The organism is Sunxiuqinia elliptica, assembly GCF_900113005.1.
Taxonomy (GTDB): domain Bacteria; phylum Bacteroidota; class Bacteroidia; order Bacteroidales; family Prolixibacteraceae; genus Sunxiuqinia; species Sunxiuqinia elliptica.
This window is the reverse complement of record NZ_FONW01000001.1, coordinates 315,479-333,917: the sequence shown is the minus strand read 5'-3', so window position 1 is coordinate 333,917 and position 18,439 is coordinate 315,479. Positions and strand designations below refer to the sequence as shown.

At 43.1% G+C, this 18,439-nt stretch carries 14 protein-coding genes; 4 read left to right on the top strand and 10 right to left on the bottom strand.

All coding sequences use genetic code 11. The features are described 5' to 3' along the window. Positions 1-59: 59 nt before the first annotated feature. Both BM156_RS01325 and BM156_RS01320 read right to left on the bottom strand, forming a co-directional pair. Entirely contained in the window at positions 60-1,169 is a 1,110-nt protein-coding gene (locus tag BM156_RS01325; RefSeq protein ID WP_093918015.1) for an acyltransferase family protein, read from the bottom strand. A 54-nt stretch (positions 1,170-1,223) separates the two neighbouring features. After that, positions 1,224-3,701, bottom strand: a complete 2,478-nt coding sequence (locus BM156_RS01320) for a bifunctional glycoside hydrolase family 9 protein/polysaccharide deacetylase (RefSeq protein WP_093918014.1) — start codon at positions 3,699-3,701, stop codon at positions 1,224-1,226. Positions 3,702-3,867: 166 nt separating this feature from the next. Here BM156_RS01320 and BM156_RS01315 point away from each other — a divergent pair, with 166 nt between their 5' ends. Beyond that, entirely contained in the window at positions 3,868-4,710 is an 843-nt protein-coding gene (locus BM156_RS01315; protein ID WP_093918013.1) for a hypothetical protein, read from the top strand. A gap of 13 nt (positions 4,711-4,723) precedes the next feature. Next, positions 4,724-5,545, top strand: a complete 822-nt coding sequence (gene murQ / locus BM156_RS01310; RefSeq protein WP_093918012.1) for an N-acetylmuramic acid 6-phosphate etherase — start codon at positions 4,724-4,726, stop codon at positions 5,543-5,545. 4 nt (positions 5,546-5,549) lie between these two features. Here the strand turns inward: murQ and BM156_RS01305 are convergent, their stop codons facing one another. The 4 genes from BM156_RS01305 to dtd all read right to left on the bottom strand — a co-directional run bounded on the left by BM156_RS01305 (position 5,550) and on the right by dtd (position 8,198). Then, entirely contained in the window at positions 5,550-6,272 is a 723-nt protein-coding gene (locus BM156_RS01305; RefSeq protein WP_093918011.1) for a FadR/GntR family transcriptional regulator, read from the bottom strand. A 145-nt stretch (positions 6,273-6,417) separates the two neighbouring features. Further along, positions 6,418-7,248 carry a deoxyribose-phosphate aldolase gene (gene deoC / locus BM156_RS01300; RefSeq protein WP_093918010.1) on the bottom strand — a complete coding sequence of 277 codons (831 nt, stop codon included), beginning with the start codon at positions 7,246-7,248 and terminating at the stop codon, positions 6,418-6,420. Positions 7,249-7,254: 6 nt separating this feature from the next. Further along, positions 7,255-7,602: a nucleotide pyrophosphohydrolase gene (locus tag BM156_RS01295; protein ID WP_244525703.1), complete on the bottom strand. Its 348-nt coding sequence runs from the start codon at positions 7,600-7,602 to the stop codon at positions 7,255-7,257. A gap of 140 nt (positions 7,603-7,742) precedes the next feature. Next, the gene (gene dtd / locus BM156_RS01290) at positions 7,743-8,198 is read right to left on the bottom strand and encodes a D-aminoacyl-tRNA deacylase (RefSeq protein ID WP_093918009.1); all 456 of its coding nucleotides are present in this window, start codon (positions 8,196-8,198) and stop codon (positions 7,743-7,745) included. Between the two features lie 111 nt (positions 8,199-8,309). Between dtd and BM156_RS01285 the strand changes: the two genes are divergently transcribed. Both BM156_RS01285 and BM156_RS01280 read left to right on the top strand, forming a co-directional pair. After that, positions 8,310-10,715: a TonB-dependent receptor gene (locus BM156_RS01285; RefSeq protein ID WP_093918008.1), complete on the top strand. Its 2,406-nt coding sequence runs from the start codon at positions 8,310-8,312 to the stop codon at positions 10,713-10,715. Beyond that, a complete protein-coding gene (locus tag BM156_RS01280) occupies positions 10,693-11,706 on the top strand; it encodes a lipoate--protein ligase (RefSeq protein WP_170846817.1) in 1,014 nt (337 codons plus the stop codon). Before BM156_RS01285 ends, BM156_RS01280 begins: the two co-directional genes overlap by 23 nt. Positions 11,707-11,710: 4 nt before the next feature. On the opposite strand, the gene BM156_RS01275 is transcribed toward BM156_RS01280, so the two are convergent. From BM156_RS01275 to BM156_RS01260, 4 genes are read right to left on the bottom strand one after another with little or no spacing between them, the layout of a single operon-like run. Beyond that, positions 11,711-14,266 carry an MG2 domain-containing protein gene (locus BM156_RS01275; RefSeq protein WP_093918006.1) on the bottom strand — a complete coding sequence of 852 codons (2,556 nt, stop codon included), beginning with the start codon at positions 14,264-14,266 and terminating at the stop codon, positions 11,711-11,713. Further along, on the bottom strand, positions 14,263-15,837 hold the full coding sequence (locus BM156_RS01270) for an STN and carboxypeptidase regulatory-like domain-containing protein (RefSeq protein ID WP_093918005.1): 1,575 nt from the start codon (positions 15,835-15,837) through the stop codon (positions 14,263-14,265). Before BM156_RS01270 ends, BM156_RS01275 begins: the two co-directional genes overlap by 4 nt. Then, positions 15,837-17,405: a PDZ domain-containing protein gene (locus BM156_RS01265; RefSeq protein ID WP_093918004.1), complete on the bottom strand. Its 1,569-nt coding sequence runs from the start codon at positions 17,403-17,405 to the stop codon at positions 15,837-15,839. The genes BM156_RS01270 and BM156_RS01265 overlap by 1 nt, the downstream gene beginning before the upstream one ends. Positions 17,406-17,425: 20 nt before the next feature. Continuing rightward, complete coding sequence (locus BM156_RS01260; protein WP_093918003.1) at positions 17,426-18,433, bottom strand: FecR family protein; 1,008 nt, start codon at positions 18,431-18,433, stop codon at positions 17,426-17,428. Positions 18,434-18,439: the final 6 nt, after the last annotated feature.

Below are 18,439 nucleotides of genomic sequence, written 5' to 3'. Positions count from 1 at the left end.
TCGTATAGCAGGTTGTTATTTCCGTTGTTGTTTAAATTGACTGGTTTTAATTCTTTTTGTTACACTTTAATGAAAATTCGTTTCTTATAAAGAATGTAACCGATCAACCAGAAGAAGACGATGTGTGTCAAAGCAAATAGCAGTGAGCCGTTTAACGGACCTGCCAGTGGAACAAATAATTCTTGGTAGAGCCAGCTGTATCCGTTGGTCATTTTTCCGGAACTTCCTTCAAATTTAATAATGCGGGATAAAGTGATGGCCCACACGCCAGATAAAGCGAAAATAAAAAGAGGGTTCATACCGAAAACGACGAAAAAAGAGGTCCATTTGGTGTAATTCTTCAAATCGATAATCCAAACAAGAATTCCGAGAAATGCACTGGCCAGACCGCCTGTGTAAAGCACGTAGGAACTTGTCCAGATGGGTTTGTTGATTGGGAAAAATTGGCCCCAGATAAGGCCTGCAACGATACCAATACCTCCCCACAGGATTAGTTTTCGGGGAACATCTGTTTTGTCTGATTGCTTGATTAGGGATCCGGCCATATAACCTAAAATAGCGGTTACAATTGCCGGGAGCGTGCTGAGCAAGCCTTCTGGATCAAAGGGAATTCCGAAACCTTTGTAAAGGTGGTTTTCGGTGAGGAAGAATGTATCGAAAGGAATCGTGGCATTGCCTTCCAAGCTATAGGGATCGCCTGTTCCAAAGAAATAGATGATTCCCCAGTAAAGAAACAAGATGGAGCCGCCAATGAAAGGAAGCCATTTTTTAGGAGCTGACAACACGATGAGTGATGCGAAACCATAAACGAGTGCGATTCGTTGCAAAACTCCCATAATCCGAAGGTGAGAGAAATCTTTGGCCCATTGGGGAAAAGAGTTCAGAAAGAGACCTATCAGGAAAATGAGCAAGGTGCGTTTACCTATGCGAAGCAAGGAATCATGGTTGAGGGTGTTGCCGTATTTCGAGAAGGAGAAAAACATGGAAACTCCAACGACAAAAAGAAAGAACGGAAAAACCAGATCGGTGGGAGTGCAACCGTGCCAGGCTGCATGCCTGAGTGGTGCATAAATGTGTGACCAGCTTCCAGGAGTGTTTACCGTTATCATGGTGGCAATTGTTATACCTCGTAATACGTCAAGCGCCAGGTATCGTTGTGTTGTCTTCATTTGGTGTTTTTTGTTTTGGTTGTATTTGGCGGTATTTATTTGTAATCAGTAAACTTATCGAAGTCGACTTGGTTTATAGCCCTTCTCGTTTAAGAATATCAAGATCTCATCCAGTCGATCAAAAAGCTTATCGGGGCGTTTGTCTTCGGCTCCTAAATGGATGAGAACAATGGCACCATTAAGTCCATGAGGATCTTCTTTCTCGAAGGATTTTAGCTCTTTGATAATTTGCTCGGATGAGCGGTAATTGGGCATGTTGGGAGTTGTGTAGTCTGCATTTGTGCGTATCCCAGGGGTGAAGTTGATGAGTTTTAGCCCCATTTGATGTGCCCAGTCTGTTACAGCCTGATTGTACCACTCATAAGGAGGAAGAAAGAAAGGTGCGGTTGATGCTTCGATACCCCAGTCTTTCATTTTCTGATAATTGGACTTTAAATCTGCTTCAAATTGGGTTCTGCTGACCAGTAAAGAATCTCTTTTTGACCAATCTGCATAAAGTAAGTGTTTATCCGAGTGAGCACCGAGGTAATGCCCTGCCGCAATTAACTTCCGGATCAGTTGTTTGTTGCTAGGTTGAGCATAAAAGTCTCCTGTGAAGAAGAAGGATGCTTGAGCTTGATGTTTATTCAGCGTATTTAGAATTGTTTTGCCTCCGTTGTTTAAGTCGTGAGCTGAGAAGATCAAATAAACCTCTTTGTTGGAAGGATTCATTCGAATAAGTGCACCTTCGCTGTCCTTTATTGGTAGCTTGTCGGCTTGTTGTTGGCCTTCTGCCTCTAAGGATGAAAGCAGGAAACTCAGGCTGGCCGTACCATCCATGGTAGGCTCATTGGATGAGTAATCCCCAATATCGTCATGGTAAACAGCCTTTCCTCCTTGGTAGTTGGCGTATTCGTCGGCTTCAAGCAGTTGGATGCCTCGTAGACTGTTGTAAATGTGTTGGTAAACGGGACCATCAACCAGCCCTCCGTTTGTTGTTTCACCCAGCTCAACCGTTATTGATGAGTGTGGTTTTGCGGGGTAATCTCCTCCCGCTGGAAGTCCACAGATCATGCTGGTTCCCCAAGGGTTGCAGCCCAGTAGCCAGTCGGTAAGAGCGGCTTCCATTTTCAGGAAAGATGTATCTCCGGTGATTTGTCGGTATAATCTGGCTTGCGTGGTAGCGGCAACTACAAAGTTGTTTGAACACCATACAAATGGGACACCAATTAAAAAAGGATCGTCTCCGGCATACCTTTTTAAGTCTTCTAAGCCTTGCTTGAGGAAAGCTTTAAATTGCTCCGAAGTTTGGGGATTATTGGACTGGGCAAGCCAGGCATGTCCCAGGTTGACAAACGGGTAATATTGGTAGTGACGAGCTCGGTGGAGCTCCATCCAAGGGCTTACTGGTTCCAGGTTTCCCCAGTAGCTGGCTTGTTTGCTGAAGCTTTCTTCGCCGGTCATCTCCTGAAGCGAAGCTGCTGCAAGTTCCATATCATCGAGGTAGTTGCCTTCTTCGTAGAAATAGGGAGAAACGACACAGGCTGTTTGACACACGCCTGGATCTGACTGAGCAAACTCCCAGGCATCCGAAGCCTTTGAGCTAAGCGTACTGGCAAAACCCGGGTCGTTCGCTTGGAATAGTTTTGCTCCAAGGGCAAATGCCGAGGCGTATTTTGCTGCTGTTGAGGCAACTCCTGTGCTCCGGTTTTTATGCGATCCTAATCCCTGAGGTTTTCCGGTAACAAAATAAACCGGACGTGATTTTCCAAGTCCGTAGGATACAGTGTCTTTATTGGGAAGGCGATAACCCCGGTGATCCCGATCATCGGCAATTTGATTGTACATCTCATTCTTTGCCGGATTCATTTTAAGCAACCATTCTAGTCCCCAGCGTGCTTCATCCAGGATGTCTGGGATTCCATTCTTTCCCGGTAGGCCGTTTGCCTGATAAGCATCTCCAAAGGCAGTTGGGTTTTGGTGGTAGGCAAAGAGCATTTGGTAAGTGGCATTGGCCGATGTGGTCACATACTGAAGGTAGTCGGATGCATCGTGCCAGCCTCCGGTAACATCAATGTGCTCGTCCGATCGGGTGGGATGATCGACGATGATGCCATCGTGCAAATGGCAGGAATCTTTTAAATAGGGGTTGAACCCGCAGCGTTGTTGGCGCATATAATTAAGAATGAAATCAGCTGTTCCATCATACACGTTGTGATCAATCCGAAATGAGGGTGATTGGTTTGCTCCAGCCTTCAAATAATAGCCTCCGGTTTGGGTGAAGGACGAAAAATCAAGTCGAAAAGCAGCCTTCTTCCCCCAAATAGAAGCGTCTGCAGCAACTGGTTTTGCATCAAAAACTTTTTCATCGGTCAGGCTATTGTAGAGTTCAAATTGAGCTAAGTTAATTGGACTGTCGCTTAGGAAAACAGCTGTTTTTGAGGCTTCTGGTAAATAGCCAAGCTGGTTAATCCGAATGACACTTTCAGCTCTCAATGCTGTTGGGAGTAAGAGTATGAGAAGGATATACAGAAAGAATGCTGGATGTTTCATGAGAATAGTTTTAGGTTTTGACTAGAATCATTGGCGTATAGTCGTATTTCAATTTATATAATTAGGTTTTCAGGTCAAAAATAAGTTTAATTAAAATTAAAAACAAGATTTGTAATACATCTTATAGGTTTGCAGTTTGTGAACTAAAATTACTTATATTTGCGGCATGAATCGATTAATTGCAGACAGTGGGTCAACCAAAACAGATTGGTTACTAATCAAGGATTCTGGAGAAACCGTGGGGGTAAAAACCAAAGGGATTAATCCGTTTTTCCGCACTAGCGAAGACATCTACGAAGAGCTGAAAAATGATTTGCAGCCTGTCGTTGGTGAGCCTGAAAGCATCTTTTTTTATGGTGCAGGCATCATCAATGAAGAACGTGGAGAGGTAATTCGTAAGGCTTTATTGCAACTGTTTCCAGTAGCTCACGTTGAAACACATAGTGATGTACTGGGCGCCTCGCGTGCATTGTTTGGCAAGCAATCCGGCATTGCCTGCATTTTAGGAACCGGATCAAACGCTTGTTTATATGATGGTGAGGCAGTTGTGACTGGGATTCCTCCGCTTGGCTTTATTTTAGGCGACGAATGTAGTGGAGCTGTTTTGGGACGGAAACTTCTGGGAGACTATTTTAAGAATGTGATGCCAGCTGATATTCAGACTCTTTTCGCAAGCGATTACGCGGTAACTCAAGCCGAAGTTCTGCGACGGGTTTATCGTGCCGATCGGCCAAACAAATACTTGGCTGGGTTCACCCCTTTCTTATCAAAGCATATCGATGAAGCCTATTGTCGTGAGTTGGTAACTGCAAGTGTCGATGAATTTTTTAAACGTAATGTTATACAGATTCCGGATGCAGGTCAGTTTGATCTTGGTTTTGTAGGATCAGTTGCATGGCATTTTCGCGCTATTCTGGAAGCTGTTGCTTCAGTCCATGGCTTTTCCAATCCGCGCATATTGAAGGGACCGATTGAAAAATTACAAGAATATCATAGCACAAACGAATAAAGAAATCAGATCAATGACTTTGGAAAGTATTACAGAATCAGAATCGTTGTATAACGATCTGGAGAAAATGACGGTTAGACAACTGTTAGACAGCATTCATGAGGAAGATAAGAAAGTGTTGCCAGCCGTTCATGAGACCATCCCTCAAGTTGAAAGCTTGGTTGAACAAGTAGTTGAACGAATGAAAAAAGGTGGTCGTTTGTTTTATGTTGGAGCAGGAACCAGTGGACGGTTAGGAATTCTAGATGCTTCAGAAATTCCACCGACCTACGGTGTTGGCTATGATTTGGTCATTGGCATGATTGCTGGCGGTGATCAGGCAATCCGGAAAGCAGTTGAAGCTGCCGAAGATAACGAAGAGCTTGGCTGGGAAGACTTGCAAGCCTATGGTATTAATGAGCTGGATACTGTTGTCGGTATTGCTGCTTCAGGACGAACTCCTTATGTGATTGGAGCTGTTCGGAAAGCCCGAGAAAATGGAATACTCACAGGATGTATTACCAATAATCCGGGAAGTGAATTGGCCGGGGCTGTTGATGTTGCTATCGAGGCGATCGTTGGCCCTGAGTTTGTTTCAGGAAGCACCCGAATGAAATCGGGGACTTCACAAAAACTTATCTTGAATATGATCACAACCTCATTGATGATCAAGCTTGGGAAGGTAAAGGGCAACAAAATGGTGAACATGCAGCTCACCAATCAAAAATTGATTGCCCGGGGAACCCGCATGATTGTGGATGAGCTTGGGTATGAGGAAGCTAAAGCCCGACGTTTATTGCTACTGCATGGTTCAGTAAACAATGTATTGGAGGCTGCTAAAAATGAAGGCAAATAAGCTTCTAGGTATTCTTTAAGAATTTATTGTAAACCTGCATATTGCGGTCTAAATGAGCCTGCATTTTTTCGTAGGCACGATCTGAGTCTCGTTCGCGGATGGCGTTAACGATTTCCTTGTGGTAGCCTAAGGTAATTTCTTTTTCTCCTTCAATATTAGCGTAGATAAAGTTACGCATCCGAGGCAATAGGTTGTGAACCGGTTCCATCGTTACAATAACGAATGGGTTACCTGTTGCGCGTGCTACGTTTAGGTGAAATTTATTGTCAAGGTCGGATTCCAACTGGGTGTTGTCTGGATCACATTCTGCAAACTCAACCAGATTTTTCTCCAAAGTCTCCAGGTGTTCTTTTTTCCGGTTGACTGCAGCCATTTTGGCAATTTCCGGTTCAAAAGCTAAACGTAGCTCGATGATCTGACTGATCAGGTTCATATCAAACTTCAGGTCGTAATACAAGTTGAGGGAGTCAATAGCATCCTTCATATTGATTTTGGTAACGACCATGCCACTTCCTTTTCGGATTTCGATAAGGCCACGGGCACTTAGCCGGCGCAGGGCTTCACGAAGTGCCGTCCGACTTACAGCAAACATCTCGCAAAGTTCACGTTCTGAGGGAAGTTTGGAGCCAATTGGAAGTTTTTTCTCCCGGATGGCACGCTCAATGTTGCGTTCGATTTTTTGGCTTAACGTTTGTGTTGTGCCAATTTTTTGAAAAAGATTATCCATGTGTTTTGATATAATTAGCTTGCTGCGAAAACAGCAGGTACAAAGTAAGGTATTTTTTTCACTTTTTGTCCTTTTTGTTTAACAAAATGAGCTAATTTTTTGGATTAACTGAAGAGTAAACTTTTGAAAAAGAGGTGCACTTAGCTTAGAAATACTTTATTTTCTCATCAAGGAGGTCGCTCAGCAGGTTGTTGGCCAAACGGCTTGCTCCAATTCGAAAGAGCGATGGTTTCAGCCATTCTTCACCCAATACCTCGCTAACAATCGTTAGGTATAAGATCGCATCCTCGGTTGTTGAAATTCCACCAGCAGGTTTAAATCCGATTTTCTTTCCGGTTTTGCGGTGATAATCTTTAATAGCTATACACATTTCCAAGGCGGCATCAGGTGTTGCTGCAGGTGACATTTTTCCGGTTGATGTTTTAATGAAATCAGCTCCTGACTCCATGGCCAACATCGATGCATGACGGGTTTTCTCTGAATCAGCCAAAGCTCCGGTTTCCAAAATCACTTTGAGGTGTGCTTCACCAATGGCTTCTTTGATGGTGGTTATTTCTTCACGACAAATGATATCGTCGTTATCTAAAAAGGCCCAAAGTGGCAAGACAATATCAATCTCGTCAGCACCATAATCGACAGCCATTCGAGCTTCTTTTACCTTTACCTCGATAAAACTCATTGAGCCCGGAAAACCTCCGGCAACTGCAGCAATATTTACATGATCGTCTTTCAGGTTTTCCTTAACCGTACGAACCATGTTAGGATGCACGCAAATAGCGGCAACATTGGGTAGGTTGGGATAATCATTTTCGAAGTCATTCACTCGTTCGGTAAATGCTTTTACGTGACTTACGGTATCTGTTGAGTTAAGGGTGGTTAGGTCGATGCATGAAAATGCTAGCTCCTGCCAGTCGGAGTTGTTGTTTTGCAAGGCAGCTTCTTTTATTTGTGCTAGCTCATATTTGGTCGCTTCCATAGGTTGCTATTTTAGTTTCGGATTATTTTGATGGCGGTTTTTATCCCGTCTGGTTTTCTTTTCTACGTTGTTTAAGAATGCTTGGTTCAGGTCAACTCCTGTTTGGTTGGCCAGGCAGATCAAGACCCAGAGTACGTCAGCCATTTCGTCGGCCAATTCAGCACCCTCATCACTCTTTTTAAAAGACTGATCACCGTATTTTCTTGCCATGATGCGGGCGAGCTCTCCAACTTCCTCAGTAAGGATGGTCATGTTTGTGAGTTCACTAAAATAACGAACCCCAATCGTTTTGATCCATTCATCAACCATTTCCTGTGCTTCAGCCAGGCCTATATTTCGATTTGGAATATTCATTTTGAATGATTTATAAAACGAGTATGAACTTATTTAATCATATCTATTTAAACAAAGATGATTCAAAAAGTTTATGTAAGAATGAAACGATAGCCCTCTAAAAACTTATAAACGAGCATGTATCTAGTCAAACTTACTTGTTAAAACGACTTGTCTTTTGAGTCGATGATGATCGTAACAGGTCCGTCATTAAGTAGTTCAACCTGCATGTTGGCTCCAAACTCGCCGGTTGGCACTTCTTTTTGCAAGCTAGCTGACAGCGCTGCGACAAACTTTTCATACATCGGAACTGCAAAGTCAGGTTTGGCTGCCCGGATGTAGGATGGGCGATTGCCTTTTTTGGTGCTGGCGTGCAGCGTGAATTGGCTAACCACTAAAGCTTCTCCGTCAATGTCAAGCAGCGATTTATTCATGACGCCATCTTCGTCATCAAAAATTCGAAGTTGACTGATCTTTTTGATGAGCCAGCTGATGTCTTCATCGGTGTCAGCATCCTCGATTCCTAAAAGAATTAGCATGCCTTTTTGAATGGCCGATTTTATTTGTTGGTCGATGGTTACCGAGGCCTTGGATACGCGTTGAATGACAACTCTCATGTTGTTTATTATTTTTTAGAGCTTGTTGATGTCGAACAAGCTTTCGTTATTTTTGTTTAATTATTCTGACCTTATATTTAAACAGAAAATAAGGCTGAACGAACAAAGATAATGATTCAGAAAACGAAGAGAAACAAAGTGAGATCAATCCTGCTATTGGTTTTTATGGTACTGGCTCATAGTGCATGGGCTCAGCGTGCTACGATTCATGGACGTGTGTATGATTCGGATAATAACAAAGGGCTTCCTTTTGTGAATGTGGTGGTGTCTGGAACAACAATCGGCACAATCACTGGCGAGGATGGAGCGTATCATATTGCCGGTCTGAAGCCTGGATTTATTCGGCTGGAGGTGTCGTTTATTGGCTACGAATCAGTAGTTTCGCCGGAAATAGAAGTCAGTAATTCAAAGCCAACCTATCTGGATATTGAGTTGGAGAAGAAACGCACGGAGTTGCAAGAGGTTACGGTTTCTGCTTCTTTGTTTCGAAAAACGGAAGAGAGCCCGTTGTCGTTGAAGAATATTGGCATTTCTGAAATTGAAAATAGTCCGGGAGCTAACCGAGATATTTCCAAAGTTATTCAGTCGTTTCCCGGAGTGCAGTCAACGGCTGCTTTTCGCAATGACATTATTATTCGGGGCGGTGGCCCCTCGGAAAGCCGTTTTTTCCTGGATGGTGTTGAAGTGCCCAACATCAATCACTTTGCGACACAGGGAGCTTCCGGAGGTCCGGTTGGTATCATCAATGCGGATCTGTTACGTGAGGTGAATTATTTCTCAGGGGCTTTTCCGGCCAACCGGGGAAATGCCTTGAGCGGGGTTTTTGAGTTTTTTCAGGTTGATGGAAATTCTGAGAAGTTTCGGGCGCAGGCTTCTGTTGGTGCTTCCGAAGTTTCAGCAACAATTGATGGCCCGATTGGAGAGAATACCACTTACATTTTTTCAGCTCGCCGATCTTATTTGCAATTGCTGTTTAGTGCTTTGGAATTGCCTTTTCTGCCAACATTCAATGATTTTCAATTTAAGTTGAAAACTCGTTTGGATTCGAAAAATGAGCTTTCATTTATTGGTTTGGGGGCAATTGATCAGTTTGATTTGAACCTGGATATTGAAGATCCGGATGAGCAACAGCGATATATCCTGGCTAGTTTGCCCGAAAATGAGCAATGGAGTTACACGGTAGGTGCAGTTTACAAGCATTTTAGAGATGATGGCTACGAGACGATTGTCTTGAGTCGGAGTCATTTGAACAACTCGGCTGTGAAATTTTTGGATAACGATGATAGTTCGCTTGAGAATAAGACTCTGGATTATCTTTCGGAAGAGATTGAAAACAAGTTACGGTTTGAGAATGTGTCTCGCTTGGGAGCAGTGAAGTTGAATTTTGGCGCGAACTTGGATTGGGTGACGTATACCAATTCAACCCAGCAAAGACGTTACTATCCAGACGGATTTCTAAATGTTGACTACGATACCGATTTGAACTTATTGAAATGGGGCGTTTTTGGACAGGTAAGTAATAAGATATGGAATGAAAGGCTGACCCTGTCAGTGGGGGTTCGAATGGATGCCAACAATTATTCATCAAGTATGAAATCGCCTTTTAACCAGATTTCTCCTCGGGTTTCAGCTTCTTATTTACTTGCTCCTGAATGGAGTTTGAATTTCAATACGGGGCGCTATTTTCAGTTACCTCCATACACGGCTTTGGGATACAAGCAGGATGGCGAGCTAATCAATAAATCAAACGATTTAAAATATATCCGGGCGGATCATTTTATTGGGGGAGTGGAATATCGACCGGCATCGAACGTGCTGTTTTCGGTCGAGGGCTTTCTGAAAATGTATGATGACTATCCCTTTTCGGTGAAAGACTCGGTGAGTTTGGCCAACTTGGGCGCAGATTATGGGGTGATTGGAAATGAGGAGGTTCGATCCATTTCGAAAGGGCGGTCGTATGGCTTAGAATTTCAATCTCGAATTGCATCAGTAAACCGTTTTAATTTGAATTTATCGTACACCTGGGTGCGCAGTGAATTTGATGATAAGGAGGGAAATTCGATTGTTTCGAGTTGGGACAGCAGGCATTTAGTGGTGTTTACCGGAACCAGAAAGCTGAAGCGAGATTGGCGGGTAGGAGCTCGGTGGCGATTTGTTGGTGGATTACCTTACACGCCTTACGACATGAATCGATCAACATTAGTTGAAGCCTGGAATTCAAACAACGGTCCTTTTTTAGATACCGATAGGTGGAACACTAAACGTTTTGATTCGTTCCATCAGCTGGATATGCGTATCGACAAGGCTTATTATTTGAACAAGCTTACAGCGAAATTCTATATTGACATTCAAAATTTGTACAACTTCCAAAATCAGGATCAAGATATTTTGGTTCGGGCACAAGATGCCGACGGGCAGTTTTTAACCTCCGATGGGGGAACTCGCTATGTTCTTGATCGGGTTAAAAATACGTCGGGAACTATTTTGCCAACCATTGGAATCATTCTTGAGTTTTAGCTACATTTGGATTATGCGCGTGATTTGTATTCAACAAAGAGGGAGGGACCCCTATTTTAACCTGGCGGTTGAAGAGTATTTATTAAAGAACTTTACTGAAGATATTTTCATGCTTTGGCAAAGTGAAAGCTCGATCGTTGTTGGGAAACACCAGAATGCACTGGCTGAGATTAATCATCGGTATGTGCAGGAAAATCAGATTAAGGTGGCTCGACGTTTGTCGGGTGGTGGGACTGTTTTTCACGATCCCGGAAACCTGAATTTTACCTTCATTCGGAATGTGGAACGCTTGGATCAGGTGAACTTTAAAGTGTTTACTGAGCCTGTTGTGGCGGTGCTTAAACAGTTGGGGCTAGATGCCTATAGCACCGGGCGGAACGACTTGCTCCTGGATGGGAAAAAGATTTCCGGAAATGCTGAGCATGTCTTTAAAAAGCGTGTTTTGCACCATGGAACCTTGCTGTTCAATAGCGAGCTTAGTCGGTTGAAAAAGGCTTTAAAGGTGGACCTGAGCCGATTTGAGGATAAGGCCGTTCAGTCCAATCGAAGTGAGGTGACCAATATTGCAAACTATTTGAAAGAACCGATGCCGATTGAGGAATTCTCGGCATTCATGTTTGATGGTATTCGGGCTGAATATCCGGAGCAGGAGGTTTATCATCTGTCAGACGATGATATGCAGGCCATTCAGAAATTGAGGGACGAGAAATACCTGACTTGGGAATGGATTTATGGGTATTCGCCAAAATACAAGTACAGCAACCAGGTGGAGATGGATGGCAGTCGCTTGAGTTTCTCGTTGCAGGTTGTTAAAGGGATAATCAACTCAATTGATTTTTTGGGCAAGATAAGTAATGAGCAAGCTGTTTTGCTAACAAACTCGTTGCTTGGCACGCGACATGATTACGAAGAGTTGGAGGGAAAACTAAAAAAAATTGAGGCCGGATTGGCCCCAATTTCTGTTGATCGGTTATTGAAGGTGTTAGTTTAGTTTCTTATGGAATAATCTCGATTGGCTTCTCAATTCGAATCAAGTTTCCATCGGCATTAACTAGTTCTGCTCGAATTAGGAATTTTCCTATAACGTGATTGGTCGCTACCTCAAATTCAGCATGCCCCAATTGACTTAATTGTACTCCTGGGCTCCAAAATAGCGTGGTTGGTTGTGTCTCTGGGAATTTCGCTTTTCGCTGCCAAAAGTCACGTGGAATACGTTGTCCGTTCTGGTATAATTGTTCTTCCGGTTCTGATGGCGTAGCTGTTTCTTGGTCTAGGTCTCCTCTTTTGGTTTCAATTTCGATAACACCAACCGAGTTAAGTCCCGTGTGACGCTGAATGTCAACCGGGCTGGTGGAGACATTGACTGATGCGACATCATTCGGATTGATTGCTTGAAGGATGGAGGAGCTAGTGCCAACTTTTTGTCCGTCAATGACAATGAGGGCCCCGTCTTGTGCATTCAACGAATTGGTTCCCCCGGGAAAGATAATTCGGTCGCCTTCAAGTCGGTAGGGCTTAATCATTTTTATAACATCCATTAAGGAAGTAGCCGTTTCCAGAAACTTCAGATAAGGTTCTTCTCGTTGTGTCTGTTTTTGTTGTTTTAATTTCGAAAAGAGTTGTGTGTTCTGCCTAAAGAACGATTGGCTGAACTGTGCCTCTTCATTTCCGTTTACTTGTTGCGCTACTCGTTGAACATGATTAGAAATTTCTTCAGCCATTGATTTTTCAAATATGACATTAAGATCGGAGTTTCCATCAGAGCCGATGGCTTTTATGACGAAATTGTCTTTGTCGTTGGGAGCAATTGCTTGCTGAAAGAAGGTGCCATTTTGGTCGGTTGAAGTATTCAGAATCTGCATGTTCTGAGAGTTGATGAAACTAACCTTGGCATTAGGCACGGGCTGGTTATTCTTGTCTAGCACTTGACCGAATAAGCCCGTTTGTTGAAAACGATTTTGTTCTTGTTGCCGATCGAAATGAAGGACGTTTTGCCAGCTGAAGTTTTTAGCTTGATTAGCGATTAACAAATAGTTGATCGTAGCTTCAGAAAGAAGGCTGTTCTCTTCGTTTTGGAGTCGTTGAATTGGATACTCCAGTTCGGCGTTTAATGCCTCCAATTGTGTCCATTGTCCTGGCCAGTCAAGTCGTTCATCAGCTGCGCTAATTGACAGATTGATTGGTGTGAGCTCTGTGCTGGCGGTCTTTGGGTTTTTGATTGTTAGTTTAAAAACATCTCCGGACTTTACCTGCTGCGGCGCTTTAATGAAAATGGTTGACTTGTTCATCTTTTCGATGTAGATGAGTCGGCTGCTCAGTGCTTGCCCTTGTTGATCAAAAATTGAAATCAAGCTTAGTCCTCCAGGAAAATCAGCTTTGGGAATCTTCACCCGTGTTGGTCCGCTTACTTGCATTTCTGAAACCCAGATAATCTCCGCTCCCTTATTGGCAACAACAAAAAGAGTCTGTTCTTTTTCTTCGGCAGGGGTGATGTTTGTGTGGATAAAGTCTGTGCTTGTTCGTGAGATACTCATCAACAGGCCGTGGTTGGCTTGAGGAAGCTTGAATGTTTGTCCGTTGCCCAGTTTACTTGTTAGGTGAAGGGTGTAATCTTGGGTGGTGTCAAGTTTGAGTGATGTCATAGAGAATCCAGGAATGATACTTTTTAAATCGCCGAACTTTTGGCCTTTACTGCCCATAATTTCACCATCAACGCTTACAGGTTGCTGGAGCTTGTTGTGTGTTGTAAAACCTGATGGTTGAGAAACCCCGGCTATTGCTTTCCCTCCTTCGGGAAGGAAGTTTAGTTGTACTTCTTCGGTTTGAACGGGAAGTAAACAGGAGTAGTCTATCCGCCCTCTTTTTTCGCTCAACGAGAGTTTCAAAGGCCCATCGTATGACCGGTTTGGGAGGTTAATGGCGAGTTTCAAAAGGCCAGCTTCATCGGTCTTTACTTTGTCTTTTTGAATGAGTTCTTCTTGAGCGTAAAGTTGATATTCCAGCTTGTCTTTTTTGAGTGGCTCTCCATTCATATTTTCTATAGAGAAAGAACAGAAGTTGAGCTTACCTGGCTCCAGAAGCGGGAGCATTCCTTTTTGTCGAACCCGGATGGCTTCTTCATCTTTAGGGTTGAGGTAAATGAGTTTGTAGAAAGCTTCGTTCGCTTGAGTCTGGGGGCCTGTGTTGGCAACAAGTACATATTTCCCTTGTTCTAATCCTTTGGGGATGAGTAAATCTCCATTTGTGAACCCTTCCTTTAGTTGAAAAACGTCTCCGGTAACTCGCATGCCTGAGCTTGAGTACAGGGAGACTTGGCATTCGTTGCTTATTGATTGCGTTGGTTTTCCTGTGCCATCAGTGAGGTAAATTGAGAACCATATGATTTCTTCGGGCTTGTAAATTTCTTTATCCGTACTTAAGTGAATGTTTTCTTGGGGGTAAAACTGGTAGTAGTCGTTTAGTTTTTGAGCAATCTCAGAGATCGTTGCATTCTGGGCAATCGCCGTAAAGGAAAGCAATGACAGGCTTATGGCAAACAGTTGGCTTTTCATGGTTGCTTGGTTTGTGAGGTTAATGCATGAGGATGTGATTTAGAGGGGAGGGAGCTTTCGGGAGCAGGAGCTTTCTTTAGGGCTTTACGTAAATCTTCGCTTGGTTTTATGATGTTGTAATTGCCCCAAAATGTTTCATCGTAATCTGTAATGATTTCTCTGAAAATATCATTGGAGTTGAAATTTTCAAAACGTTTAAAACGTCTGAGGTTGGTTTCGCGGTAGTTAGTAACCAGCAGGTCTGAAATGCTATGAAACATGGAGTTAATCCTATCCTTTCGACTTTTTACATGAAATCGAACAGACGTTTGGGCAGCACTCAGGTACCACTTTTTATGATGATTTTTATAGGTGACCGTGTAATTCATCTCGATTGGACGAACATTGAACCCACGGGGTTTTTTCTTAATTAAGGATCTTCGGGCGATTTTTTTTCCGTTTTTGCTTAAGCTGAATTCAGCATGTACCAAGGCAAATGTTTCCCGGTCAATGTATAGTTCACCTTCGTAGGTGAGGTAGTCGAATTTTCCATTGGGTTCGAAATGAATCACCACGGTTGGGCGATTCAGGTATTCAATAACCCGCTCGACTTCATAGCGGTAGTAGCTCCTAAATTCTTGGTCTATAAAAGAGTCCATCGTTTTTATGACATCCAATTTCGTGATGTAGTAGGGGCCTCCCTGCATTTTGAAATCAACCAGATGGAAAGGTTGTACATTGGGGCTTTTCCGTCCTTTTAAATAGCGAATTTGATCTTGCCGAAACGGATTGGTATAGGATGATTTTAGAATATCCATTACCGCTTCCGAAACATTGATGTAGGCTTTGTCTTGTTTCAGAACTTCCCGGTAAAAACAGTTCATTAGTAGGGGCTTGCTTCCATAATTGTCCGGAATTCGATCAGAGAGCTTCTCCATGACTTCCAAGGCGTTAATCGCTGTCACTTTAACTTCTTGCAAGTGAATTTTTATTGGTCGGAGTTGAAGGTTTAGCCTTTGATTTTGGAGTGTGTCAAGCAAGAGTATTTGGCGTGCGTACCCCATGCATGAAATGATGAGCGTATCGGATTCATACTCTGAAGGAATATTTAAGCGAAATTCACCATCGGTATTGGAGATCGTTCCAAGCGGGTGTCCTAAAATCGATACGCTGGCGTATGGAATAGCTGCCTGATCTTCCAGGTCGGTCAGTATTCCTGATAGCTCATAATGGATCTCTTCCGGAGGATCAGTTTGAAAAACGGGTTGTTGTGCTTTGCGTTTGGTGATAATCAGCTGGTTCTTTAGTAATTTAAATTGAAATCGATCCTTAAATACCTGTTCTAAAACTTGCTGTATGGGCTTGTTTTGCATTGTCAGGCTGACCGTCTGATCAGCATTTACTAAAACCGGATCATATGAGAAATAGATTCCGGTTTGAGCAGATATTTGGTTGAAGAGAGTGGTGAGCTGCCCATTGGTAATCGAAATTGAAACGGGAGTGCTCAGGTTATGAGCCTGCTTCTCCTGTCCGGTTAAAAGTCCGGGCAAAAGTAAGAGAAGCAAGCTGGCTGTCAGAGCAAAGTGTTTCACTAAAAGACTTTTTCAAGGTGAAAACTGGTTTTTATTTCGGCTCCATCTCGAAGGACCTTCATTTTAATTTTTCGGTCTTCCTTGCTCTGAAAGATAAGGTTAATATCATTTAAAGACAACGACTTGTGACTGGTGTTATTCACCGAAATAATCTGATCGTTTTCTTGCAGTCCGGCATGATATGCTGGTGAGTTTTCGCGGATATTATCAATGGTGAAGATGGGTAATCCGGGCATCGGATTTGATACTTCAAGTCCGCTCATGTTGTAGTTAAAATCGGCTTTGACTTTACTGGTTGGACGTAGCTTGAGCTGATGATTGGGATAATCAAGTGTAACGAAAAATCGGCGTAGGATTTCTGCTCCCAAAGTTCCATTTCGGTCGTTGGCTACAATCAAGTCCTCGATCATCTCATTATGCGGGAAAGCAACAATCGGTTCGGTGAGAACCAGTGGCCCAACCCAAATGCCGCCAATGCGTCCTTTGGTTCCGTAAAGGTCGCCACTTAACCCTTTCCCGAGGAAGGTTTCAATGTGGTTTTTCGGTATATCGATCCGTTCGTCCGATTTGGTGGATAGCCAGATGGCATCGCTGGCGCCGGTATCAATCAAGAGCTTGACCGGAACTTCTTCATTCTCATCAGTTACAATGGTTGTGCGCACAAAAGGTTTGTTGTGCTCAAAGTGCAATGGCATGACGATGTCTCTGTTGCGAACCCGCTGGCGATAATGGTCCGGTTTGATTACAGTGAGTTTCTCATTTAGGTAATCAATTTCGACAACAAAATCTTTAAAGAGATCAAAACCAATGAGACCATGCACCGGAATACCAAGTATTTGTGAAATTTGGAAATTGTCGTTGATCACCATTTGTACTTCCTGGTTCCAGGCTACCAAGCCATCAATGCGCATGGTGTTGTTTCCTGATCGGTATGCCGTTAGCCCTTCTCCTTCGCCCAACCCTTTAATGTTAACGGGTTGCATGAGGTTTAAGTTCAGCTTATTGACAAACGGAAGCTCGGTGATAATTGGGTAACGAACTCCGGTATCGAGGATGAAGTTCAACGTGTCGGAGTTATTGATAATCACCGGAATGATGATCAAGTTGCTGGCCGATTTGAACTTAAATGTAATGGATTTATTGCGAGGGTCTTCAAATTCAAAACGGTTTTTACTTGGTTCGAATTTGATTTTCTTTTCGTAATCCACACTTTCCTTGAGTGGTACATAATCGCGGACGACTAGCAGGTTGTTTTCAATCTCGAAAATGAGGTAAAAATCTTTCATCAACTTATCCAATACGTAGCGAATAGGCTTGTTGGAAATGTTGAGGGTGATGTTCTTGCCTTCAAGCAACTGCGAATTGTAGGAATAATCAAGGTCAAAATAATCGCAGATTTGTTCGACTACTTTTGATAATGATTCATTCTCGGCATAAAGACTGATGTTTTGATCCAGAATTGGATCTCCCTGCTTTTCTTCTTGTGCCGTTAGCGGTTGAGCTCCAAATAAGAACAATAGGATAACTATGAAAATTGAAGCGCCGGCATTTATGATTGATGTTTTCATGGTTTATTGGAATTAAAAGATTAGGCTTCTTTTTTCAGTAATAAATAATACTCGCCTTGTTTTTGCACTGTTAATCCGTGCGTTGACGAAATTACTTCGAGAATAAAGTCGAGTGGTTCTCGTTCAAAATGAGCATTCAGTAAGAGTTGACTCAGATTCGAATCAGCAAGTTTGATTTGAACCCGATAAACTTTGTTAAGGTGTTGAATGACTTCCTGTAGGGAAGTTTCACTGAAGACCAGTGTGCGCGTTTTCCAAGCCAGAAAATTGGGATCAGTATTCAATGTTTTTCCAAGGTTTTGGCCGGTATGTTCGTAGGTGCCTTTCTCGCCCGGATCTAGAATAACTTGGTTTATTCCGCTCGAAGACTTGGCTTTGGAGAATTGCACTTTTCCTGTTGCCACGATTACTTCAACCCGGTTGCTACCCGGATAGGCATTCACCGTAAAGCTGGTTCCCAGCACCCGGATTGTAGCATCGCCGGCATGAATAATAAATGGTTTGTCTGGATTAGGTTTTACTTCGAAAAAGGCTTCACCTTCAATAGAAACTTCGCGGCTTGAACCATTGAACTGATCCGGATAATTGATTTTTGTGTCTCGGTTTAAGGTAACCAAAGTCCCATCAGATAGTTCTATCTGAGATAGTCCGGCATCGTCCACTGTCACCTCAGCCATATGCTTGTTGCTTAGGTTTGACTGACCAACATAATAAGCTGCTGATCCAATTAGAAGAGCGATTACAACAGCCGCTGCTAGTTGTAATACCCGTCGTAAATGAATGGTGCGTTTAAGCTTATTGTTGGACCGAATTTGGTTTTTCACCTCGGACCAGGCTTTGGTTGGCGAATATTGCTTAAGTTGATAATGAAGGTCGATTTGTTTGGATAAGCGTTGCAATTCTTCCCACTCCTCAGACGTGACAGAATCTGTGTTGGTCGGTTTTTCTGAAGTGCCAGCCTGTTTATTAAAAAGCTCATTGGCCAGCAATTCCCATTCTTCTTGTTTTATGTTTTTATTTGCTCCCATCGCTTT